Annotated in this window: 15 protein-coding genes; 2 read left to right on the plus strand and 13 right to left on the minus strand. The window is 71.1% G+C overall.

Annotated features, from left to right (window positions below; translation table 11 throughout):
- Window positions 1–23 precede the first annotated feature (23 nt).
- The 7 genes from IG94_RS0111435 to IG94_RS0111465 all read right to left on the minus strand — a co-directional run bounded on the left by IG94_RS0111435 (window position 24) and on the right by IG94_RS0111465 (window position 9,223).
- On the minus strand, window positions 24–1,385 hold the full coding sequence (locus IG94_RS0111435) for a hypothetical protein (RefSeq protein WP_031034233.1): 1,362 nt from the start codon (window positions 1,383–1,385) through the stop codon (window positions 24–26).
- Window positions 1,386–1,517: 132 nt separating this feature from the next.
- Window positions 1,518–3,122 carry a citramalate synthase gene (cimA, locus tag IG94_RS0111440; protein ID WP_031034234.1) on the minus strand — a complete coding sequence of 535 codons (1,605 nt, stop codon included), beginning with the start codon at window positions 3,120–3,122 and terminating at the stop codon, window positions 1,518–1,520.
- A 430-nt stretch (window positions 3,123–3,552) separates the two neighbouring features.
- Window positions 3,553–4,641: a branched-chain amino acid aminotransferase gene (locus IG94_RS0111445; protein WP_031034235.1), complete on the minus strand. Its 1,089-nt coding sequence runs from the start codon at window positions 4,639–4,641 to the stop codon at window positions 3,553–3,555.
- Window positions 4,642–4,903: 262 nt separating this feature from the next.
- Window positions 4,904–5,956, minus strand: coding sequence for a 3-isopropylmalate dehydrogenase (locus IG94_RS0111450; RefSeq protein WP_031034236.1), 1,053 nt, complete (start codon window positions 5,954–5,956; stop codon window positions 4,904–4,906).
- 76 nt (window positions 5,957–6,032) lie between these two features.
- Window positions 6,033–6,164 (minus strand): hypothetical protein, encoded by a 132-nt coding sequence (locus IG94_RS44050; RefSeq protein WP_007444772.1) that lies wholly within the window; start codon window positions 6,162–6,164, stop codon window positions 6,033–6,035.
- A gap of 308 nt (window positions 6,165–6,472) precedes the next feature.
- Entirely contained in the window at window positions 6,473–8,113 is a 1,641-nt protein-coding gene (pruA, locus tag IG94_RS0111460; protein WP_031034238.1) for an L-glutamate gamma-semialdehyde dehydrogenase, read from the minus strand.
- Between the two features lie 183 nt (window positions 8,114–8,296).
- Window positions 8,297–9,223, minus strand: coding sequence for a proline dehydrogenase family protein (locus IG94_RS0111465; protein WP_031034239.1), 927 nt, complete (start codon window positions 9,221–9,223; stop codon window positions 8,297–8,299).
- A 177-nt stretch (window positions 9,224–9,400) separates the two neighbouring features.
- On the opposite strand from IG94_RS0111465, the gene IG94_RS0111470 reads away from it, so the two are divergent.
- On the plus strand, window positions 9,401–10,624 hold the full coding sequence (locus tag IG94_RS0111470) for a PucR family transcriptional regulator (protein ID WP_031034241.1): 1,224 nt from the start codon (window positions 9,401–9,403) through the stop codon (window positions 10,622–10,624).
- On the opposite strand, the gene IG94_RS0111475 is transcribed toward IG94_RS0111470, so the two are convergent.
- Complete coding sequence (locus IG94_RS0111475) at window positions 10,605–11,192, minus strand: TetR/AcrR family transcriptional regulator (protein WP_031034244.1); 588 nt, start codon at window positions 11,190–11,192, stop codon at window positions 10,605–10,607. The two genes, IG94_RS0111470 and IG94_RS0111475, sit on opposite strands and share 20 nt — an antisense overlap.
- Before the next feature lie 93 nt (window positions 11,193–11,285).
- On the opposite strand from IG94_RS0111475, the gene IG94_RS0111480 reads away from it, so the two are divergent.
- Window positions 11,286–12,842 carry an MFS transporter gene (locus tag IG94_RS0111480; RefSeq protein WP_211269665.1) on the plus strand — a complete coding sequence of 519 codons (1,557 nt, stop codon included), beginning with the start codon at window positions 11,286–11,288 and terminating at the stop codon, window positions 12,840–12,842.
- A gap of 45 nt (window positions 12,843–12,887) precedes the next feature.
- Here IG94_RS0111480 and serA read toward each other — a convergent pair whose 3' ends face one another.
- The 5 genes from serA to IG94_RS0111505 all read right to left on the minus strand — a co-directional run bounded on the left by serA (window position 12,888) and on the right by IG94_RS0111505 (window position 21,677).
- On the minus strand, window positions 12,888–14,477 hold the full coding sequence (gene serA / locus IG94_RS0111485; RefSeq protein ID WP_031034248.1) for a phosphoglycerate dehydrogenase: 1,590 nt from the start codon (window positions 14,475–14,477) through the stop codon (window positions 12,888–12,890).
- 284 nt (window positions 14,478–14,761) lie between these two features.
- Window positions 14,762–15,760, minus strand: coding sequence for a ketol-acid reductoisomerase (gene ilvC, locus IG94_RS0111490; protein WP_031034250.1), 999 nt, complete (start codon window positions 15,758–15,760; stop codon window positions 14,762–14,764).
- A gap of 118 nt (window positions 15,761–15,878) precedes the next feature.
- Complete coding sequence (gene ilvN / locus IG94_RS0111495; protein ID WP_031034253.1) at window positions 15,879–16,403, minus strand: acetolactate synthase small subunit; 525 nt, start codon at window positions 16,401–16,403, stop codon at window positions 15,879–15,881.
- A 21-nt stretch (window positions 16,404–16,424) separates the two neighbouring features.
- A complete protein-coding gene (locus IG94_RS0111500; protein ID WP_031034255.1) occupies window positions 16,425–18,281 on the minus strand; it encodes an acetolactate synthase large subunit in 1,857 nt (618 codons plus the stop codon).
- A 243-nt stretch (window positions 18,282–18,524) separates the two neighbouring features.
- The gene (locus tag IG94_RS0111505; protein WP_031034258.1) at window positions 18,525–21,677 is read right to left on the minus strand and encodes a putative bifunctional diguanylate cyclase/phosphodiesterase; all 3,153 of its coding nucleotides are present in this window, start codon (window positions 21,675–21,677) and stop codon (window positions 18,525–18,527) included.
- Window positions 21,678–22,060: the final 383 nt, after the last annotated feature.

Consider the following 22,060-nt stretch of genomic DNA (forward strand, 5'->3'; position numbering starts at 1 on the left):
CGGGGACCGGGCGGGGCGAGAGGTCAGAAACCCCCGCCGAAGTCTCCGCCACCGCCACCGCCGAACCCGCCCCCACCACCGAAGTCCCCGCCGCCGAACCCGCCACCGAAGTCGCCGGGATCGAAGTCCGCGCCCGAGACGTCGCCGCCCTCGTAGCCGCCGCCGAAGTCCCCGTACCCCGTGCCGTAGCCGGCTCCGTAGGCGGGTCCGGCCATCATGCCGCCCAGCATGGTGCCGACCAGCAGGCCGGGCAGGATGCCGCCGCCGAAGTAGCCGCCCGCCCAGGGGCCGTACGCCGGACCCGCGTCCCAGTAGGGGCGGCGGCCGTACTCGGTGTCCACCTCGCGGATCATCGGGTCCCGGCCCTCGGACAACCGGACCCGGTCGGCCGCGCAGACCGGGACCTCGCGGGTCACGCCGCCCGGCGGGGTCCAGGTTGCGTCCGCGACCGACGGGCCGTGCCGCGGGTCGAAGAAGCAGGGCGGGCGGCGTTCGGGCAGCTCCCTGCCCTCCCGGCGGGCGGCGAGCTGGGCCAGCGAGAAGCGGCCGTCCTCCAGCGCCTGGGTGACGGAGCGCACGTCCTCGGGTTTGCGGGCGTCCGCCATGTACGTCTTGGCCTGCTCGTAGGCGTCGAGGGCGCGTTCGTAGTCCGCCCGCATCGCGTCGTCGGCGCGGGGTTCGGCGGGGTGGAAGTCCAGGCGGTCCAGTTCCTCGCCGAACGCCGTGATGTCCTCGTCGACCACCACCCGCAGCCGTTCGAGCGCCTCCCGCTGCTCCTCCTCGCGGCGCCGCCGGTTGCGCCGGGCCAGCGCGTAGACGCCCGCGCCGCCGACCACCACCACGGCACCGGCCGTGATCAGGCCGCCGGCGGGCACGGAACCGCCGCCGGAGTCCCAGGAGGAGGGCGCGGAACCGCGCACGCTGCGCAGCGCGTCGTCCACGAAGTCGTTGAGCTGGGCCTTGGGGTCACCGGCGCCCTGCGCCGCCGTGACCAGGTTGTTCACACCCTGGCGACTCAGCACGCTGCTGTCGGCCCGCGCGTCGAAGCGGTCGCCGAGGCGGATGCCGTACAGACCGGTGACGCCGGTCTCGGTGCGGAGGTTCTGGAAGAGGTTCTGCGTCGGGTAGTCGGCGGGGAGGACCACCACGAAGACCGATTCGTCCGCGTCCTCGATCTTGTCGGAGAGCGCCTCCGCGTCCGACTTGGACAGCAGGTCGGACGCGTCCGGATCGACGTACACGGGACTCTCGCGCAGGGCGGCACCGATCTCGGAGACGTCGGTGGCCGCCTGCGCGCCGGGCGCACCGGCCAGCAGCACCGCCAGGGCGGCTACGACCGGCGCGACCAGGAGGCGGATGAGGACTTGCGTACGTGCGCCCTTCATACGTTCGAACGTACCCAAATACACCTCAATGAGACATAAGGCGGCCCGATCGCTGCCCGCTCCCCAACCGTCCCCACCTGCCCCCACTCACGCCCGCGCGTGTCACCGCTCAGGTCACCGCTCGGGCGTGGCTCACTGCGCGGGAGCGACCCCGGCTCGCAGCAGGCCGTACGCGTACGCGTCCTCCAGGGCCTGCCACGAGGCGGCGATGACGTTCTTCGCGACGCCCACCGTGGCCCACTCCCCCGTGCCGTCGCTCGTCGAGATGAGGACGCGGGTCGTGGACTGGGTGCCGTGCACGCCCTCCAGGATGCGGACCTTGTAGTCGACCAGGTCCAGCTTGGCCAGCTCCGGGTAGATCTTCTCCAGGGCGACGCGCAGCGACCGGTCCAGGGCGTTGACCGGGCCGTTGCCCTCGGCGGTGGCGACGATGCGCTCGCCCTTGGCCCAGAGCTTGACCGTGGCCTCGTTGGCGTGGCTGCCGTCGGGGCGGTCCTCGGTGATCGCCCGCCAGGACTCGACGTCGAAGTACTTCAGGGGCCTGCCCTCGACCTCGGCGCGCAGCAGCAGCTCGAAGCTGGCGTCGGCGGCCTCGTAGGTGTAGCCCGCCAGCTCGCGCTCCTTGACCCGCTCGACGACCCGGCCGACCAGCTCGCGGTCGCCGCCGAGGTCGATGCCGAGTTCCTTGCCCTTGAGCTCGATGGAGGCGCGGCCGGCCATGTCGGAGACGAGCATCCGCATGGTGTTGCCGACCAGCTCGGGGTCGATGTGCTGGTACAGGTCGGGGTCGACCTTGATGGCGGAGGCGTGCAGTCCGGCCTTGTGCGCGAAGGCGGACACGCCGACGTAGGGCTGGTGGGTGGAGGGGGTGAGGTTGACGACCTCGGCGATGGCGTGGGAGATCCTCGTCGTCTCCCGCAGCCGACCCTCGGGCAGCACCTTCTTGCCGTACTTCAGCTCCAGCGCGGCCACGACCGGGAACAGGTTGGCGTTGCCGACGCGCTCGCCGTAGCCGTTCGCGGTGCACTGGACGTGGGTCGCGCCCGCGTCGACGGCGGCGAGGGTGTTGGCGACGGCGCAGCCGGTGTCGTCCTGGGCGTGGATGCCGAGCCGCGCCCCGGTGTCGGCAAGGACCGTGGCGACCACGGCCTGGATCTGCGCCGGGAGCATGCCGCCGTTGGTGTCGCACAGGATGACGACGTCGGCTCCGGCCTCCGCGGCGGTGCGCACGACCGACTTCGCGTACTCGGGGTTGGCCCGGTAGCCGTCGAAGAAGTGCTCGCAGTCGACGAAGACCCGGCGGCCCTCGGCCCGGAGGTGGGAGACCGTGTCGGCGATCATCGCCAGGTTCTCCTCCAGCGTGGTGCGCAGCGCCAGCTCGACGTGCCGGTCGTGGGACTTGGCGACCAGGGTGATCACCTCGGCACCGGAGTCCAGCAGCGCCTTGACCTGGTGGTCGTCGGCCGCGCGGGCGCCCGCGCGGCGGGTGGCGCCGAAGGCGACGAGCCGGGCGTGGCGGAACTCGACCTCCTCCCGGGCGCGGGCGAAGAACTCGGTGTCCCGCGGGTTGGCGCCGGGCCAGCCGCCCTCGATGAAGCCCACCCCGAAGTCGTCCAGGTGCCGTGCGATGGCCAGCTTGTCCGCGACCGTGAGGTTGATGCCCTCGCGCTGCGCGCCGTCGCGCAGGGTGGTGTCGAAGACGTGGAACGAATCGTCGAGTTCACTGGGTGCGGTCATGATCTGAAGGCTCCTGTAAGGATCTCGGTCTACCGGAATGACCGGTTCCACCGTCCGTCTGTGATCCCCGGCGCTCTCTTCCCGGCTGGAGGTGGGCCAGGAAAACGAAAAACCTCTCGCGGGTGCGAGAGGTCTGCGCGCGGGTCGAGGACGACGGTGTCCACCCGTACCTGGTCGTACGTGGTGGTCACTGCGGACCGGCGCGCCTGCTGCCAATAATCATGGCGAACGAGAGCACGGGGGAAGTCTGGCACATTCCGCCCCGCTTCTCACCGCTCGTCTCAGGATGCGGGCAGAGCGCGTCCGGATCTGGACGGACGCGCGAGCGCCCCCGCTCGCTCCCGTACGCGGGGAACGAGTGACGCGGGGAACGGGTGAGGGCCGCCCGGACGGGAACGGACGGCCCTCATCTCTCCCACTGCCGCGACGCTCAGCCCAGCGTGTGCATCCAGCCGTGCTTGTCCTCGGCCGTGCCGCGCTGGATGTCCAGCAGGGCGGCACGCAGGCGCTGCGTCACCTCACCCGGCTCCCCGCCGCTCTGCTGCCACTCGGCGCCGGTGCGCTTGACCGTGCCGACCGGGGTGATGACGGCGGCGGTGCCGCAGGCGAAGACCTCGGTGAGGGTGCCGTTCGCCGAGTCGCGCTGCCACTGGTCGACCGAGACGCGGCCCTCCTCGGCCTCGTAACCGAGGTCGCGGGCGACGGTGAGGAGGGAGTCGCGGGTGACGCCCTCCAGGATGGAGCCGGTGAGGGTGGGGGTGACGATCCTGTCCCCGTAGACGAAGTACAGGTTCATGCCGCCCAGTTCCTCGACCCACGTGCGCTCGTTGGCGTCGAGGTAGCAGACCTGGTCGCAGCCCTTGGCGGCGGCCTCGGCCTGCGCGAGCAGGGAGGCCGCGTAGTTGCCGCCGGTCTTGGCGTCGCCCATGCCGCCGGGGACGGCGCGCACCCGGTCCTCGGAGACCCAGATGGAGACCGGCTTGACGCCGCCCGGGAAGTAGGCGCCGGCCGGGGAGGCGATGACCAGGAACAGGTACTCGTTGGCCGGCTTGACGCCCAGGCCGACCTCGGTGGCGATCATGAAGGGGCGCAGGTAGAGGGATTCCTCGCCGCCGTGCGCCGGGACCCACTTCTCGTCCTGGCCGACCAGCGCGTCGCAGGCCTCGATGAAGGTCTCCACCGGAAGCTCGGGCATGCCGAGGCGGCGGGAGGAGGCCTGGAAGCGGGCGCCGTTCTTCTCCGGGCGGAAGGTGGCGACGGAGCCGTCGGGGCGGCGGTAGGCCTTCAGTCCCTCGAAGATCTCCTGCGCGTAGTGCAGGACCATGGTGGCCGGGTCGAGGGAGAGCGGGGCGTACGGAACGAGCCGGCCGTCGTGCCAGCCGCGGCCCTCGGTCCACCTGATGGTGACCATGTGGTCGGTGAAGTGGCGGCCGAACCCGGGGTTGGCCAGAATCGCCTGCCGTTCCGCGTCGGAGAGCGGGGTGGCGGAGGGCTTGAGCTCGATCGTGGGCGTCGTCATGGGTTGATGTCCTTCACCGGTTTTGATTGTGACGGGCCGCTTTCACGCCCGTACGGCCGGTGGCCGGTGCTAGGACGTCCGAGCATTCCCTCATGTCGCGGCTTCGCGTTCGATTATCGCGCGCGGCCTGCGACGGATGAAACGGGGTGAATGCGGCCCAGGTTCTGATGGTCGCACCTGGCGGACGCAGGAGAAAGCCGCCGGGTGCCTTGTTTCCGGACCCGGCGGCTTCGAACTGGATTCGATCGAGTGGCGCGGCGGGTCAGCCGGCTACTCGTACGGCGAGCGCGTCGCCGATCTCGGAGGTGCTCCGGGCGGGCAGTCCGCCGCGCTCACCGAGGTCGGCGGAGACGGCGGCCTCGATCCGGGCCGCCTCGTCTTCGTGGCCCAGGTGGCGCAGGAGCAGGGCGACCGACAGGACCGTGGCGGTGGGGTCGGCCTTGCCCTGGCCGGCGATGTCGGGCGCGGAGCCGTGCACCGGCTCGAACATCGAGGGGAAGTCGCCGGACGGGTTGATGTTCCCGCTGGCGGCGACGCCGATGCCGCCGGAGACGGCCGCGGCGAGGTCGGTGATGATGTCACCGAAGAGGTTGTCGGTGACGATCACGTCGAACCGGGCCGGGTCGGTGACCAGGTAGATGGTCGCGGCGTCGACGTGGATGTAGTCGGTGGTGACCTCGGGGTACTCGGCGGCCACCCTGTTGAAGACGTCGGTCCACAGGTGGCCCGCGAAGGTCAGCACGTTGTTCTTGTGGACCAAGGTGAGCTTCTTGCGGGGGCGGGCCTGGGCGCGGGCGAAGGCGTCGCGCACGACGCGCTCGACGCCGTAGGCCGTGTTGACGGAGACCTCGGTGGCGACCTCGTGCTCGGTGCCCTTGCGGATGGTGCCGCCGTTGCCGGTGTACGGGCCCTCGGTGCCCTCACGGACGACGACGAAGTCGATCTCCGGCCGGCCGGCCAGCGGCGAGTCGACGCCGGGCTGCAGCTTGCTCGGGCGCAGGTTCACGTGGTGGTCGAAGGCGAAGCGGAGCTTGAGCAGGAAGCCGCGCTCCAGGACGCCCGACGGCACGGAGGGGTCGCCGATCGCGCCGAGCAGGATGGCGTCGTGGCCCTTCAGGGCGTCGAGGTCGGCGTCGGTGAGGGTCTCACCGGTGGCGTGGTAGCGCCGGGCGCCGAAGTCGAACTCCTTGGTCTCCAGCTTCACGTCCTGCGGGAGGACGGCGGAGAGGACCTTGAGACCTTCGGTCACGACCTCCTGGCCGATGCCGTCACCGGGGATCACTGCGAGATTGAGGCTGCGAGAACTTGCCGACATGTGCGGCACCCTACTCCCCCGTCCAGGGGGTGACATGCGGCGTCCGGCATGCGGACGCCGCCCGCCGGCGCCGTACTCAGTGGCCGGTGGCGCCGCCGTTGTCCCGGCGGTCGAGGGCGCGCTGGAGGGCGGCCGCGGCGTTCTTGCGGTCGGAGTCGCTCGTACGGGAGAGGTGACGGACTCGGCGGCGGACAGTCGTCTCGGCCATGGGAATCGACTCCTTCGGCACTGGGGACAGCGTGGAGAGCGTGCGGTGCGGAGAGTCGCCAGAAAGGGCGGGGAGCACGGGCCGCAGGGATCGCCTGCACGAGGCTCAGAACTCACGTCCGCCGGCCGCTCGATCGAGCGGAACGTTCGGCTTCTACAAAGCTAAGGGAGCGCGGAGCATCTGTCTCCACAATTACTCGGACTTCCTACTATCTGAGACAGTGCACTCGGTCACACCGTTCCGACCTGCGAAAACGCCCGGCGGGCCAGGTCGGTCGACCTGGCCCGCCGGGCGGGTGCGTTCGGGCCTCAGCCCATGTGCGGGTACGTGTAGTCGGTCGGCGGGACCAGCGTCTCCTTGATGGCACGGGTCAGCGTCCAGCGCATCAGGTTCTGCGGGGCGCCGGCCTTGTCGTTGGTGCCGGACGCGCGGCCGCCGCCGAAGGGCTGCTGGCCGACGACGGCACCGGTCGACTTGTCGTTGATGTAGAAGTTGCCGGCCGCGTAGCGCAGCTTCTCCATCGTGTACGCCGCCGCCGCGCGGTCGTTCGAGACCACCGAGCCGGTGAGCGCGTAGTCCGACACCGACTCCATCTGGGTCAGCATCTCGTCGTACGCGCCGGCCCTGCTGTCGTCGTACACGTGCACGGCGAGGAACGGGCCGAAGTACTCGGTGCGGAAGACCTCGTTCTCCGGGTCGGTGCACTCGACGACGGTCGGGCGGACGAAGTAGCCGACCGAGTCGTCGTAGGAGCCGCCCGCGACGATCGTGCAGGTCTCGTCCTGCTTGGCACGGTCGATGGCCGCCTTGTTCTTGGCGAAGGACCGCTCGTCGATGACGGCGCCGACGAAGTTCGACAGGTCGGTGACGTCGCCCATGGTGAGGTAGTCGACCTCGGCGGCGAACTCCTCCTTGAACCCGTCGTTCCAGATGGACGCCGGGATGTACGCGCGGGAGGTGGCGCTGCACTTCTGGCCCTGGTACTCGAAGGCACCGCGGGTCAGCGCGGTCTTCAGCACCGCGCGGTCGGCGCTCGGGTGGGCGACCAGGAAGTCCTTGCCGCCGGTCTCGCCGACCAGGCGCGGGTAGGTGCGGTACTTGCCGATGTTGTTGCCGACCGTCTTCCACAGGTGCTGGAAGGTCTTGGTCGAGCCGGTGAAGTGGATGCCCGCGAGGTCCCGGTGCTCCAGGGCGACCTCGGAGACCGCGATGCCGTCGCCGGTGACGAGGTTGATGACGCCCTTGGGCAGCCCGGCCTCCTCGAGGAGCTGCATGAGCAGCACGGCGGCGTGGGTCTGCGTCGGGGACGGCTTCCAGACCACCACGTTGCCCATCAGGGCCGGGGCGGTGGGCAGGTTGGCGGCGATCGCGGTGAAGTTGAACGGCGTGATCGCGTAGACGAAGCCCTCCAGCGGGCGGTGGTCCATGCGGTTCCACACGCCCTGGGAGTTGGCCGGGGGCTGCTCGGCCAGGATGTTCCGGGCGTAGTGGACGTTGAAGCGCCAGAAGTCGATCAGCTCGCAGGGGCTGTCGATCTCGGCCTGCTGGGCGGTCTTGGACTGGCCGAGCATGGTGGAGGCGGCGATGGTCTCGCGCCACGGTCCGGACAGCAGCTCGGCGGCGCGCAGGATGATCGCCGCGCGGTCGTCGAAGGACATCGCGCGCCACGCGGGGGCGGCGGCCAGGGCGGCGTCGATCGCGTCCTGGGCGTCCTGCTGGGTGGCGTTGGCGTACGTGCCCAGGCGGGACTTGTGGTGGTGCGGCTGCACGACGTCGAAGCGCTCACCGCCGCCCATCCGCTTCTCACCGCCGATGGTGCAGGGCAGGTCGACCGGATGGTCGGCCAGCTCCTTCAGCTTGGCCTCCAGACGGGCGCGCTCCGGGGAACCGGGGGCGTAGCCGTGCACCGGCTCGTTGACGGGGGTGGGGACCTGGGTCACAGCGTCCATGGGTTCCGTAACTCCTTTAACTGAGCGAGCGGTCTTGCGAGCGGGTGGGCTCAGCCCTTGCCGACCATCGAGCGGGCGAAGAACCGGAGGTTCGCCGGCTTCTCCGCAAGACGGCGCATACTGCGCCTTCCCGGGGGACGACCCCCGGACCCCCGGCAGCCGAGGCACCGCAGCCGGGTCGTGTCAGCCACGGCCGATCACGCTCCGCGCGAAGAACCGGAGGTTCGCCGGCTTCTCCGCGAGACGGCGCATGAAGTAGCCGTACCAGTCGGTGCCGTAGGCCGTGTAGACGCGCATGCGGTGGCCCTCGGCGGCCAGCCGCAGGTGCTCGTCGCCCCGGATGCCGTACAGCATCTGGAACTCGTACTCGTCGAGCTTGCGTCCGGCCGTGCGGGCCAGTTCCTGGGCGATGGAGATCAGGCGCGGGTCGTGCGACCCGATCATCGGGTAGCCCCCGCCCTCCATCAGGGTGCGCAGGACGCGCACGTACGCCTTGTCGATCTCGTGGCGCTGCTGGTACGCGACTTCCGCGGGCTCCTTGTAGGCGCCCTTCACCAACCGTACGCGAGAGCCGCTGTCGGCCAGGCGGCGCGCGTCCTCCTCGGTGCGGAAGAGGTAGGCCTGGATGACGCAGCCGGTCTGCGGGAAGTCCTGCCGCAGTTCCTCGTGGATGGCGAACATCGAGTCGAGGGTGGTGTGGTCCTCGGCGTCGAGCGTGACCGTGGTGCCGATCCCGGCGGCGGCCTCGACGACCGGGCGGACGTTCGCGGCGGCCAGCTCGTGGCCTCCGTCCAGCGCCTGGCCGAACATGGACAGCTTCACGGACATCTCGGCGCGGGTGCCGAGGTCCAGGGGCTTCAGCCGGTCGATCAGCTCCAGGTAGGCGTCGCGGGCGGCCTCGGCCTGGGCGGGGGTGGTGATGTCCTCGCCGACGACGTCCATCGTCAGTTCGAGGCCCTGGTCGGTGAGGTCCCGGACGATCGGCACGATCTCGTCGACGGACTCACCGGGGATGAACCGGTCGACGACCGGCTTCGTCACGGGCGCGGCCGAGACCAGCCGGCGCAGCCGGTCGCTGCGCGACGCGGCGAGAATCACGGGACCCAGCACGGGGCACCTCCACTTGCCAACCAACACGAGGCCGCGCCCGGTGTCGGATGTCCGACGGTTCGGCGACGGCACGGAGAACCACCGTGAAATCTAGGGACGGTCCCGATCGTCGGCCATCGACAGCTGTCACGCATCCGTGCCGCGCATCTCATACAAATGTATGAAGGCCGGGTGCGTATGCGGCAGAATGCACGGGTGACGCCGGATTCCAGAAGTGAGTACCAGGAGCTGGTAGACGAGATCTCGGAGCTCCTGGGCGCCCCCGCGACTCTGGAGAACCGGGACTTCGAGCTGATCGCCTTCGGCGCCTACGACACCGAGGGCGACCTCGATCCCTCCGTGCTCGACCCGGTACGCACCCGTTCGATCCTGACCCGGCGCTCCACCGCTGCCGTCCGGTCCTGGTTCGAGGGCTTCGGCATCACCCGGGCGACCGGTCCGGTCCGCATCCCGCCGACCCCGGAGGCGGGGGTGTACCGGGGTCGCACGTGTCTGCCGGTACGCCATCGGGGTGTGGTCCTGGGCTACGTGTGGCTGCTCGACACCGATCCCGGCCCGACCGAGCGGCAGCTGACGGCGGCCATGACGGTGACGGCCCGGATCGGCGCGCTGCTCGCGGACGAGGCTCAGCACGGCGCGGATCTGAGCCGGGAGCTGCGGGCGGTGCTGACCGCCGAGCGGGACTGGCAGCGGGACATGGCGGTCGCGGAGCTGCGCACCGCGCTCGGCACCCGCGCGGACACCCCGCACGCGGTGGTCTGTGTGGCGCCCTGGCCGTCGGCCGACCCGGACGACGCGCCCTCGGTCCGTACGGTGCCGGGGGCGACGGCGCTGTGCACGGTGCCGTGGGGTGCCGCGGGGCAGTCGCTGGCGCTGCTGGTCAGGCTGCGTTCGGCGGACCTGCCGGCCCCGGCGACGGCGGCGGCGGGGCGGCTCCTTGAGCGGGCCCGGGGCACGGGCGGTCCGGCGGGACCGGCGGGCGCCGAGGCGGTGGCTGCGGCCGGGGTGTCCGCGCCGCGCTCGGGCCTGGCGGAGCTGGAGGCGGCCTGGTGGGAGGCGTCGGCGGCGGCCCGGGCGGCGCGGGCGGAGTCCCGGTTCGGGCCGGTCGCGCAGTGGACGTCGATCGGGCCGTTCCGCCTGCTGACCGCGCTGCCCGCGCACGCCGCCCACGACCCGGCCGTACGGGCGCTGCTCACCTCCGCCCACCGCGAACTCGCCCGCACCGCGGAGGTCTACCTGGACCGCGCGGGCCAGGCCGGCCGCACCGCCGCCGAGCTGGGCATCCACCGGCAGACGCTGTACTACCGCCTGTCCCGCGTCGAACAGCTCACCGGCCTCGACCTGGACGACGGCGAGGACCGGCTGCTGCTGCACATGGCGCTCAAGGCGCATCGCCTGTAGCGGCGGCGGCTCCTTCGATCACCTGACGCAGGCCGTCAGTGAGCCGGCCCGCATCGGGGGCCGACTTCGGGTCGAAGGTCCACTGGGCCATGAGGCCCATCATCAGCGTGGTGTAGAAGGCGCCGAGCGTGTCGACGACCTCCTCCGGCACCTCGTCCTCGGGGGCGCCCGTGAACAGGGCGACGAATCCGCGCGAGCCCTCGCGCTGCGCCCGCGCCAGATGGTCGCGCACCTCCGGCACCTGGTCCCCCAGCGCCACGACCTCCAAGCTCAGCCGCCACATCGAGCCCGGCTCCCGCATGGTCGCGACGATGTTGGACCAGACCGAGGTGAACCGCTCCAACGAGCCGGGCTCACCCCTGACCTCGCCGTCGAAGGCCTCGGACACGTTCTCCACCATCGCCACGTACGCCTGCGCGAGCAGCGCGTCCTTGGACCCGTAGTGGTAGCCGATGGAGGCCAGGTTGGTACCCGACTCCTTGACGATGTCGCGGGCCGTCGTGCGCACGAACCCCTTGGCGAGCAGGCAGCGCTTGGCGCCTTCGAGCAGATCCTCACGGTGTCCCATGCCGTCACCCTACCCAGCCTTCCATACGCGCGTCTTATACGAACGTCATAGACAAGCGTATAATACGTGCGTACAGTCACCGGCATGACAGCCATGACACCCGTCCCGACCCGTGCCGGCCGCCGTGAGTGGACCGCGCTGGCCGTCCTGATGCTTCCGCTGCTGCTGGTCTCGATGGACGTCTCCGTCCTCTACTTCGCGATCCCGGAGATCAGCGCCGACCTGGACCCGAGCGGCACCCAACAGCTGTGGATCTTCGACATCTACGGCTTCGTCCTGGCCGGCCTGCTGATGACGATGGGAGCGCTCGGCGACCGCGTCGGCCGCCGCAGGCTGCTCCTGATCGGCGCCGTGGCCTTCGGCGCCGCCTCCCTGCTCGCCGCCTACGCGCACACCGCCGAGACCCTGATCGCGGCCCGCGCGATCCTCGGCATCGGCGGCGCGACGCTGATGCCCTCGACGATGGCGCTGCTCCGCACGATGTTCACCGACCCCGCCCAGCGGGCGAAGGCGATCGGGATGTGGTCCGGGGTGATGACCGCGGGCATCGCGCTCGGCTCGGTGATGAGCGGCGTCCTCGTCGAGCACTTCTGGTGGGGCTCGGTCTTCCTGGTCAACCTGCCCGCGATGGCCCTGCTGCTGATCCTCGGACCGGTGCTGCTGCCCGAGTCGAAGAACCCCGCACCCGGCCGCTTCGACCTGCTGAGCGTCCCGCTGTCGATGGCGGCGGTCCTCCCCGTGGTCTACGGCCTGAAGGAACTGCCCTCCGAGGGCTGGAACTTCCGCTACGTCGTCTCGATCACCGTCGGACTGCTGTTCGGCGCGCTGTTCGTGCACCGCCAGCGCACGTCGGGCTCGCCGATGATCTCGCCCGCGCTCTTCCGCGGACACGGCTTCACCCCGGCGCTCGTGCTCAACACGGTGTCGGCCTTCGGGATGATGGGCGCGGCGTACTTCACCACCCAGTACCTGCAGTCGGTGCTGGGCAGGAGCGCGCTGGAGGCCGCGCTGTGGAGCCTGCTCCCGTCGGTGCTCATCGGTGTCGCCGCACCGGTCGCCACGGCGCTGGTCCAGCGGGGCGCCGAGCGCGCGTACGTCGTCACGGCCGGCTTCGCCGTCGCGGCATGCGGCTACGGGCTGCTGACCCTGGCCGGTACGGACTCGCTGTGGCTGGTGCTGGCCTCGTGCGGCGTCCTCGCCGCCGGCATCGTCGTCGTGATGTCCCAGCTCACCGACCTGGCACTCGGCTCGGCCCCGGTCGAGAAGGCGGGCTCGGCGTCCTCCCTGCTGGAGACGGGCACCGAGTTCGGCGGCGCCCTGGGCATGGCCGTCCTCGGCTCCATCGGCACGGCCGTCTACCGCCACGGCGTTCCCGAGGACGCGCCGGCCGCGGCCCAGGAGACCCTGGGCGGCGCGCTGACCGTCGCCGCCGGACTTCCCGGGCGCGCGGGAGACGCCCTGGCGACGGCGGCCCGCGAGGCGTTCACCGACGGGATGCGCGGGGCCGCGGCGGCGGGGGCGCTGCTGCTCCTCGGCGCGGCGGTGCTGGCGGCGCGGGGGCTGCGGAACATCCGGGTGCGCCCCGAGACGGCGGCCCAGGACGCGGAAAGCGCCGGACACGCTGATTCGCTCAGCACGTCCGGCGCTTGAGGACGAAGCCCGGTCAGGGCCCCGGCGGGGATCTCTCCCCGGGCCTCAGACCAGGTTGACGGACCGGGCCGACGTCGCCCCGATCTCCGCCGAGACCTCCGCGAGGACCCCGGCGGGCACCGTGTCGTCGACGGTCAGGACGGCCAGCGCCTCGCCGCCCACCGTCGAACGGGCGACCTGCATGCCGGCGATGTTGACGCCGGCCTCGCCGATGACGCGGCCGACGGTGCCGACGACGCCGGGGCGGTCCTCGTAGCGCAGGACGACCATGTGGTCGGCGAGGGCCAGGTCGACGTCGTACTCGCCGACGGCGACGATCTTCTGGAGGTGCTTCGGGCCGGCCAGCGTGCCGGAGACCGACACCTCCTCGCCGTCCGCGAGGGTGCCGCGCACGATCACGACGTTGCGGTGCTCCGTCGACTCCGAGCTGGTGGTCAGCCGGACCTCGACCCCGCGCTCCTGGGCGAACAGGGGGGCGTTGACGTACGACACGGTCTCGTCGACGACGTCCTCGAAGACGCCCTTGAGGGCGGAGAGCTCCAGCACCTTCACGTCGTGCTGGGTGATCTCGCCGTAGACCTCGACGTCGAGGCGGACCGCGACCTCGCCGGCGAGCGCGGTGAAGATGCGGCCGAGGCGCTCGGCGAGCGGCAGGCCCGGCTTGACGTCCTCGGCGATGACGCCGCCCTGGACGTTGACCGCGTCGGGGACCAGCTCACCGGCGAGGGCGAGGCGGACGGACTTGGCGACGGCGATGCCGGCCTTCTCCTGGGCCTCGTCGGTGGAGGCACCGAGGTGCGGCGTACAGACCACCTGGTCGAACTCGAACAGCGGCGAGTCCGTGCACGGCTCCTTCGCGTACACGTCCAGGCCGGCGCCGGCGACGCGGCCCTCCTTGAGCGCCGAGTACAGCGCCTCCTCGTCGACGATGCCGCCGCGGGCGGCGTTGACGATGCGGACGCTCGGCTTGACCTTGCGCAGCGCCTCGTCGCCGATCAGGCCGAGGGTCTCGGGGGTCTTGGGCAGGTGGACGGTGATGAAGTCGGAGACCTCGAGCAGCTCGTCGAGGGACAGCACCTTGACGCCCATCTGCGCGGCGCGCGCGGGCTGCACGTAGGGGTCGTAGGCGACGACCTTCATGCCGAAGGCCGACATGCGCTGCGCGACGAGCGCGCCGATCCGGCCGAGGCCCACGACGCCGAGGGTCTTCTCGGCCAGCTCGACGCCGGTGTACTTGCTGCGCTTCCACTCGCCGTTCTTCAGCGCGGCGTTGGCCTGCGGGATGTTGCGGGCGGTGGCGACGATCAGGCCGCAGGCCAGCTCGGCTGCGGTCACGATGTTGGAGGTCGGGGCGTTGACGACCATCACGCCGGCCTTGGTGGCGGCGGAGACGTCGACGTTGTCCAGGCCGACACCGGCCCGCGCGACGACCTTGAGGTTCTTGGCGGCCGCCACGGCCTCGGCGTCGACCTTGGTGGCGGAGCGGACCAGGATCGCGTCCACGTCGGCGATGGCGGGGAGCAGTTCGGCCCGGTCCGCGCCGTTGCACTGGCGGATCTCGAAGTCGGGGCCGAGCGCGTCCACGGTCGCGGGCGACAGCTCTTCGGCGATGAGTACGACGGGTTTCGAGCTCACGTGAGTCCTCACAAGTCCAATGCGGACGGCCGTCCCGACGGCCGCATGCGGTGGAGGGGGGAGCGGCAACGTGCCTGCACTTCTTCGTTGTCGCTAAGCCGCGTGGAAGACGCACGACGCTGTGGGCCTGACGCGTATGTGTTCAGCAGTGTAGTGGCGTGGCGGGAGTCGTCCTGCGCCTGCGCGGAAGGATCACCCGGACGTGGCCGACGGGGCCCGCCGGGGCGGTGCGGCGTCCCGTGACGGCGCCGCGGCACTGCGCGCCGTCACGGGACGAAGGGGGCTTACGCCTCCTCGTCGACCCAGCTCATGAGCTTGCGCAGCTCCTTGCCGGTGGTCTCGAGGAGGTGCTCGGAGTCCTGCTTCTTGTACTCGTTGTACCTCTTCAGGCCGCCGTGGTACTCGTCCATCCAGTTCTTGGCGAAGGTGCCGTCCTGGATCTCGCCGAGGATCTTCTTCATCTCGGCCTTGGTGGCGTCGGTGATGATCCGCGGGCCGCTGACGTAGTCGCCCCACTCGGCGGTCTCGGAGATCGACCAGCGCATCTTCTCCAGGCCGCCCTCGTACATGAGGTCCACGATCAGCTTCAGCTCGTGCAGGCACTCGAAGTAGGCGATCTCCGGCTGGTAGCCCGCCTCGGTCAGCGTCTCGAAGCCCGCCTTGACCAGCGCCGCGGTGCCACCGCAGAGCACGGCCTGCTCGCCGAAGAGGTCGGTCTCGGTCTCCTCGGTGAAGGTCGTCTTGATGACGCCGGCGCGGGTGCCGCCGATGCCCTTCGCGTACGACAGGGCCAGCGCGAAGGCGTTGCCCGTGGCGTCCTGCTCGACGGCCGCGATGCAGGGAACGCCGCGGCCCTCCTCGTACTGGCGGCGCACCAGGTGGCCCGGGCCCTTGGGGGCGACCATGCAGACGTCGACGCCGGCCGGGGGCTTGACGAAGCCGTAGCGGATGTTCAGGCCGTGGCCGAAGAACAGCGCGTCGCCGTCCTTCAGGTTGTCCTTGATGTGCTTCTCGTAGACCTCGCCCTGGATCGGGTCCGGGACCAGGATCATGATGACGTCGGCCTCGGCGGCGGCCTCGGACGGGCTCACCACGCGCAGGCCCTGCTCCTCGGCCTTCGCCTTGGACTTGGAGCCCTCGTGCAGACCGACGCGCACGTCGACACCGGAGTCGCGCAGCGACAGGGCGTGGGCGTGGCCCTGGCTGCCGTACCCGATGACCGCGACCTTGCGGCCCTGGATGATGGACAGGTCGGCGTCGGCGTCGTAGAACAGCTCGGCCACTGGGTTCTCTCCTTGGTGTGCAGGTGTTGCGTCCCACCGTATGCCGGTGGAGGGAGGCGGAGTTTCGGGGTCTCGGAATACGGGCGGCCGGACTCCGGCCGGCCGCCCGGTTCCGTCGTTATGCGGACCGGTCCAGTGCGCGCAGCGAGCGGTCCGTGATCGAACGGGCGCCGCGGCCGATGGCGATCGTGCCGGACTGGACGAGTTCCTTGATGCCGTACGGTTCCAGCATCCTGAGCATGGCGGTCAGCTTGTCGCTGCTGCCGGTGGCCTCGATGGTGACGGCCTCCGGGGAGACGTCGACGGTCTTCGCGCGGAAGAGCTGGACGATCTCGACGATCTGGGAGCGCGTCTCGTTGTCGGAGCGCACCTTCACCAGAACGAGTTCGCGCTGGACGGCCTGGGCCGGCTCCAGCTCGACGATCTTGAGCACGTTGACGAGCTTGTTGAGCTGCTTGGTCACCTGCTCCAGCGGGAACTCCTCGACGCTCACCACGATGGTGATGCGGGAGATGTCGGGGTGCTCGGTGACGCCGACCGCGAGCGAGTCGATGTTGAAGCCGCGGCGGGAGAAGAGGGCGGCGATCCGGGCGAGGATGCCGGGGGTGTTCTCCACCAGGACGGAGAGCGTGTGCTTGGACATGGTCTCTTCGGTCTCTCTCGCTCAGTCGTCTTCGTTGTCGCCGAAGTCGGGGCGGATGTCCCGGGCGGCCATGATCTCGTCGTTGGAGGCGCCGGCGGCGACCATCGGCCAGACCATCGCGTCCTCGTGGACGACGAAGTCGACGACGACGGGCCGGTCGTTGACGGAGTTCGCCTCCTCGATCACCTTGTCGAGGTCGGCGGGGTCCTCGCAGCGGATGGCGTAGCAGCCCATGGCCTCCGACAGCTTGACGAAGTCGGGGACGCGGGTGCCGCGGGCGTCCGGGTTGACGTCCTCGGGGCCGGAGTGCAGCACGGTGTTGGAGTACCGCTGGTTGTAGAACAGGGTCTGCCACTGGCGGACCATCCCGAGGGCGCCGTTGTTGATGACGGCGACCTTGATCGGGATGTTGTTCAGGGCGCAGGTGGTCAGTTCCTGGTTGGTCATCTGGAAGCAGCCGTCGCCGTCGATCGCCCAGACGGTGCGGCCGGGCATGCCGGCCTGCGCGCCCATGGCGGCCGGGACGGCGTAGCCCATGGTTCCGGCGCCGCCGGAGTTCAGCCAGGTGGCGGGCTTGTCGTACTGGACGAAGTGCGCGGCCCACATCTGGTGCTGGCCGACGCCGGCGGCGAAGATCGTGCCCTCCGGGGCCAGTTGCCCGATGCGCTCGATGACGTGCTGCGGGGAGAGCGAACCGTCCTCGGGCTGGTCGTACCCCAGGGGGTAGGTGTCGCGCCAGCGGCTGAGGTCCTTCCACCAGGCCGCGTACCCCGACGCGGCGGCCTCGCCCCGGTTGCCCTCGTCGTGCTCCTTCTGGACGGCCTGCACGAGGTCGGCGAGGACCTCGCGGGCGTCGCCGACGATCGGGACGTCGGCGGCCCGGTTCTTGCCGATCTCGGCCGGGTCGATGTCGGCGTGCACGATCTTGGCGTGCGGGGCGAAGCTGTCCAGCTTGCCGGTGACGCGGTCGTCGAAGCGGGCGCCGAGGGCGACGATCAGGTCGGCCTTCTGCAGCGCGGTGACGGCGGTGACCGCGCCGTGCATGCCCGGCATTCCCACGTGCAGCGGGTGGCTGTCGGGGAACGCGCCGAGCGCCATCAGGGTGGTGGTGACGGGCGCTTCGGTGAGTTCGGCGAGGACCCTCAGCTCGGCGGTCGCCTGCGCCTTGAGCACTCCGCCGCCGACGTAGAGCACGGGGCGCTTCGCGGCGGAGATCAGCTTGGCCGCCTCGCGGATCTGCTTGGCGTGCGGCTTGGTGACCGGGCGGTAGCCGGGCAGGTCCATCACGGGCGGCCAGGAGAAGGTGGTCTTCTTCTGGAGGATGTCCTTGGGGATGTCGACCAGGACCGGCCCGGGGCGGCCGGTGGAGGCGATGTGGAACGCCTGCGCGATCACCCGGGGGATGTCCTCGGCCTTGGTGACCAGGAAGCTGTGCTTGGTGATCGGCATGCTGATGCCGACGATGTCCGCTTCCTGGAAGGAGTCCGTGCCGATCAGGGACGACGCGACCTGCCCGGTGATCGCGACCAGCGGCACGGAGTCCATGTTGGCGTCGGCGATCGGGGTGACCAGGTTGGTGGCGCCGGGGCCGGAGGTCGCCATGCAGACGCCGACCTTGCCGGTGGCCTGCGCGTAGCCGGTGGCCGCGTGTCCGGCGCCCTGCTCGTGGCGGACCAGGACGTGGCGCACCCTGGTGGAGTCCATCAGCGGGTCGTAGGCCGGAAGGATCGTGCCGCCGGGGATGCCGAATACGGTGTCGGCGCCGACCTCCTCGAGAGAGCGAATGAGGGACTGCGCACCCGTGACGTGCTCGGGGGCGGACTGTCCTCCGGATCGGGGCCGGGGCTGCGGGTGAGCCCCGGTGGCCTGCTCGGTCATCGGCGTTCTCTTCTCGATGCTGAGGGTTTTTGCGAAGTTTGTACGGGCTGCGGATGCTGCTCGGCAGGTGCCTGTGCAACAAAAAACCCCTCGTGCCAAAAGGCAAGCGAGGGGAGCGCGCCGGGAGTGGGTCGCCGGGAGTCCGGGTGTATCCGGACGTCACCGGCTTCAGCCGACGCGCTTTCCAAGTACGAGAATTCGGGTGCGCATGGCACTGACCCTCCCCCCGGCGCGCACTCACTGTCAAGTGGGTGGGACGGGGGTCTCATTATGTGAGCGCAGTGCCGTGCCACCGCCGAGGACCGCCGGCAGCCCGGCGACGACACCGCCGCCGACCTGGCCGCCCACGGAGCTCCCCGTCGCGTACACCCCCGCGCCACCGCCGGCGAAGGCCGGTTCGGCGGGGCCGTGCGGGACCGGGTAGTGGCCGGTTCCCAGCGCTCTGCGCAGCCGGTACTCGTCCAGCGGGCCGCAGAACGCCATGCCCTGCCCGTGTGTGCAGCCCATGGCGCGCAGGGCGACGATCTGCTCGGGCAGGTCCACGCCGTCGGCCACGGACTTCAGTCCGAGGTCGGTGGCGATGCGCAGCAGACCGCTGGTGATCTTGTGCAGCCTGGCCGACTCCACGACGCCCTCGACCAGGCCGCGGTCGAGCTTGAGGACGTCCACGGGCAGGCGGCGCAGGGCGGTGATCGCCGCGTAGCCGCTGCCGAAGCCGTCCAGGGCGATGCGGACGCCGACGCGGCGCAGCGCGTTCAGCCGGCGGTCCAGCTCGTCCAGGCCGACCCGTGGGTCGATGTCCGACAGCTCGATCACAAGAGAGCCCGGCGGGAGTCCGTGGCGGGTCAGCAGGGCCTCCACCGAGCCGAGCGGCATGGAGCGGTCCAGCAGGCGGCGGGCGCCCATGCGTATGGCCACGCTGACCGGAAGGCCGGCCGTGGCACGCTCGGCGGCCTGTTCGACGGCTTCCCGGAGCACCCAGCGGTCCAGCTCGGCGGTCTTGTCGCCGTCCTCGGCGACCCGCAGGAACTCGGCGGGGGTGAACAGCACGCCCTGCGAGGAGCGCCAGCGCGCCTGGGCGCAGACCGACGTGATCCGGCCGTCCGCCAGGGCGACCACCGGCTGGTGCAGCAGTGCGAACTCGCCGTCGTGCAGCGCGGCCCGCAGCCGTCCGGCCAGCTCCGCCTTGCGTACGACGTCCTGCTGCATCTGCGGTCGGTACAGCTCGACGCGTCCCTTGCCGCCCGCCTTGGCGCGGTACATGGCGAGGTCGGCGTTGCGCAGCAACTCGCCCGCACCGAGGCCCGGTTCGGCGAAGGCGACGCCGATGGAGGCGTTGACCCGGACGTCGTTGCCGTCGATGAGGTAGGGCTGGGAGAGGGTCAGCCGGAGCCGGTCGGCGAGTTCCCGGATGTGTCCCTCGCGGGCGGCGCGGTCACGGGCGCCGTCCCCGACGATCAGGGCCGCGAACTCGTCGCCGCCGAGCCTGGCCGCGGTGTCGCTCTTGCGGACGGCCTCGTGGAGTCTGCGGGCGGCCTGCACGAGCAGCTCGTCCCCGGCCTGGTGGCCGATGGTGTCGTTGACGCCCTTGAAGCCGTCGAGGTCGATGAAGAGCACCGCCGTGCCGCGCAGGGCGGTGCCGCGGTCCAGGGCGCGGCGGCCGGAGAGTGCCTGCTGGACGCGCCGGGTGAACAGGACCCGGTTGGGCAGGTCGGTGAGCGGGTCGTGTTCGGCGTTGTGCTGGAGCTGCGCCTGCAGGCGCACTCTCTCGGTGACGTCACGGCAGTTGAAGATGAGGCCGCCGTGGTGCCGGTTGACGGTGGACTCGACGTTGAGCCAGGCTTCCCCGCCCTCGGTCCCGCTCTCGGCCCCGGACCTGGTCGGCCGGGAGCTGCCCCCGCCGCCGGACCGGAAGCGGCACTCGATGCGGGTGGTCGGTTCCTCGACCGGGCTGGCAGCGAGGAACCGCCGCACCTCGTGCAGGACGGAGCCGAGGTCGTCCGGGTGGATGAGCGCGGCCAGTTCGCCGCCGACCAGTTCCTCCGCGGGGCGGCCGTAGACGCCCGCGGCGGCCGGGGAGACGTAGCGCAGGACGCCGTTGGGTGCGGCGATCATGATGACGTCGCTCGACCCCTGCACCAGGGAGCGGAAGTGGTTCTCCTTCTGGGCCAGTTCCTGGGTGAGGACGATGTTGTCGAGCAGCATGATGCCCTGGCGGACGACGAGCGCGAGCACCACCGTGCCGCCGGTCAGGAGCACCACCCGGTCGACGCTGCGGCCGTTGAGGACGTTGTAGAGGATGCCCAGGGTGCAGACCGCGGCGGCGAGGTACGGGGTGAGCGCGGCCAGGGAGCCGGCGATGGGCCGGGCGGCCGGATAGCGCTCGCGCTCGCCGCCGCCCGGTCCCGACCCCGGCAGGGACGGTGCGGGAGCGGCGGCGGGTGCCGTGCCGGACGCGGGGCGGCGGTCGGTACCGCGCTGTGCGGGGAGGTGTTCGCGCACCACGCGCGTGTGCCCGTCGGCGTACTCCTCGTCCCACGGCCGCAGACCGCCGCGCCGGGACGCGGCCCAGGGCGCGTAGGCGAGCAGCAGGGAGCCGGCGAACCAGCCGGCGTCGAGCAACTGGCCGGAGTGGTAGTTGTTGTGCAGCATCGGCGAGGTGAACAGGGCGTCGCACACCACCGTCAGGGCGAGCGCGCCGATGGCCGTGTTGACGGCGGACCTGCCGACGGGCGACCGCCTGAAGTGCAGCGCCAGCACCATGCTGACCAGAGCGATGTCGAGCAGCGGGTACGCCACTGTGAGCGCGGAGTGCGCCACGCTGGACCCGCCGTCGGCCTTCGCCGCCTGGGCGAGTGCGAGGCTCCACGCCAGGGTCAGCAGGGAACCGCCGATCAGCCAGGCGTCCAGGCCCAGGCAGATCCATCCGGCCTTGGTCACCGGGCGCTTGGCCAGCACCAGGAGCCCGACGATGGCGGGCGGCGCGAAGCACAGGAAGAACAGGTCGGCGTAGCTGGGGGTGGGCACGGGGACGCGCAGCACGACCTCGTACCACCCCCAGACCAGGTTGCCCAGGGACGCCATGGCCGAGGAGAGGGCGAACAGCAGCCAGGCCGGTCGGAAGCGGACGCGGCGCGCGCGGGCGTAGAGGAAGCAGGAGACGGCGGCGGCGGCCGCGGCGGCGCTCAGTCCGAAGTCGCCCATGATCTTGGCGACGTAGTCCGAACCCCAGCCGAGCGCGGCACCGACGGCGTAGGCCGCGCAGACCAGGGCCAGCAGGAGCTGGCGGACGAGGGCCGGTCCACCGGTGACGGCCGAGGGCCGGGGCAGCGGTGGCGCGGGCGCGGGCTGCGTGCGCAGCGCTCCGTCCAGCGTGGACGCGGGAGGCGGGCTCATCGGAGCCTCCCGGGCCGTACCGCCCCCGTGTCGCGCGGACCCGGGTGCGTCGACTGGACCTGCCGCCTGCGGATGTCCGGCCGGCGCCGGTGGAAGCGGCTTGGGCCGTGCGGTCCTTCGTGGTGGCGGTGGTGGTTTCGTCTGCGCGCGGTCGTGGTCGTGCGCCAGGGTCGCCGGCGGCGGCTCCGCCGCGTCGGGTCGTTCGTCCATAGGCCGTGCATCGCCCGTCGCCCCCCTCACAGTCTGATGTCCATCCCCGGCGCCGACCGGTGCGCGGCGCATCCCCTGTCGGACGATACACCAGGTTCGTCACTCAGGGACATAGTGTCTCTACTCTCCGTGACGACCAGCGGATATGCCGGTACCCACCGCATCCGGGGAAT

It is taken from the genome of Streptomyces olivaceus, from assembly GCF_000721235.1.
Lineage (GTDB): Bacteria > Actinomycetota > Actinomycetes > Streptomycetales > Streptomycetaceae > Streptomyces > Streptomyces olivaceus.

Coding starts and splice junctions, on each gene's coding strand:
- IG94_RS0111500 (WP_031034255.1), bottom strand. CDS start 18,281: ATGACCGAGCAGGCCACCGGGGCTCACCCGCAGCCCCGGCCCCGATCC.
- pruA (WP_031034238.1), bottom strand. CDS start 8,113: ATGGACGCTGTGACCCAGGTCCCCACCCCCGTCAACGAGCCGGTGCAC.
- IG94_RS0111450 (WP_031034236.1), bottom strand. CDS start 5,956: ATGTCGGCAAGTTCTCGCAGCCTCAATCTCGCAGTGATCCCCGGTGAC.
- cimA (WP_031034234.1), bottom strand. CDS start 3,122: ATGACCGCACCCAGTGAACTCGACGATTCGTTCCACGTCTTCGACACC.
- IG94_RS0111470 (WP_031034241.1), top strand. CDS start 9,401: ATGCGGCAGAATGCACGGGTGACGCCGGATTCCAGAAGTGAGTACCAG.
- IG94_RS0111435 (WP_031034233.1), bottom strand. CDS start 1,385: ATGAAGGGCGCACGTACGCAAGTCCTCATCCGCCTCCTGGTCGCGCCG.
- IG94_RS0111505 (WP_031034258.1), bottom strand. CDS start 21,677: ATGAGCCCGCCTCCCGCGTCCACGCTGGACGGAGCGCTGCGCACGCAG.
- IG94_RS0111475 (WP_031034244.1), bottom strand. CDS start 11,192: ATGGGACACCGTGAGGATCTGCTCGAAGGCGCCAAGCGCTGCCTGCTC.
- IG94_RS0111480 (WP_211269665.1), top strand. CDS start 11,286: ATGACACCCGTCCCGACCCGTGCCGGCCGCCGTGAGTGGACCGCGCTG.
- ilvN (WP_031034253.1), bottom strand. CDS start 16,403: ATGTCCAAGCACACGCTCTCCGTCCTGGTGGAGAACACCCCCGGCATC.
- IG94_RS0111445 (WP_031034235.1), bottom strand. CDS start 4,641: ATGACGACGCCCACGATCGAGCTCAAGCCCTCCGCCACCCCGCTCTCC.
- IG94_RS44050 (WP_007444772.1), bottom strand. CDS start 6,164: ATGGCCGAGACGACTGTCCGCCGCCGAGTCCGTCACCTCTCCCGTACG.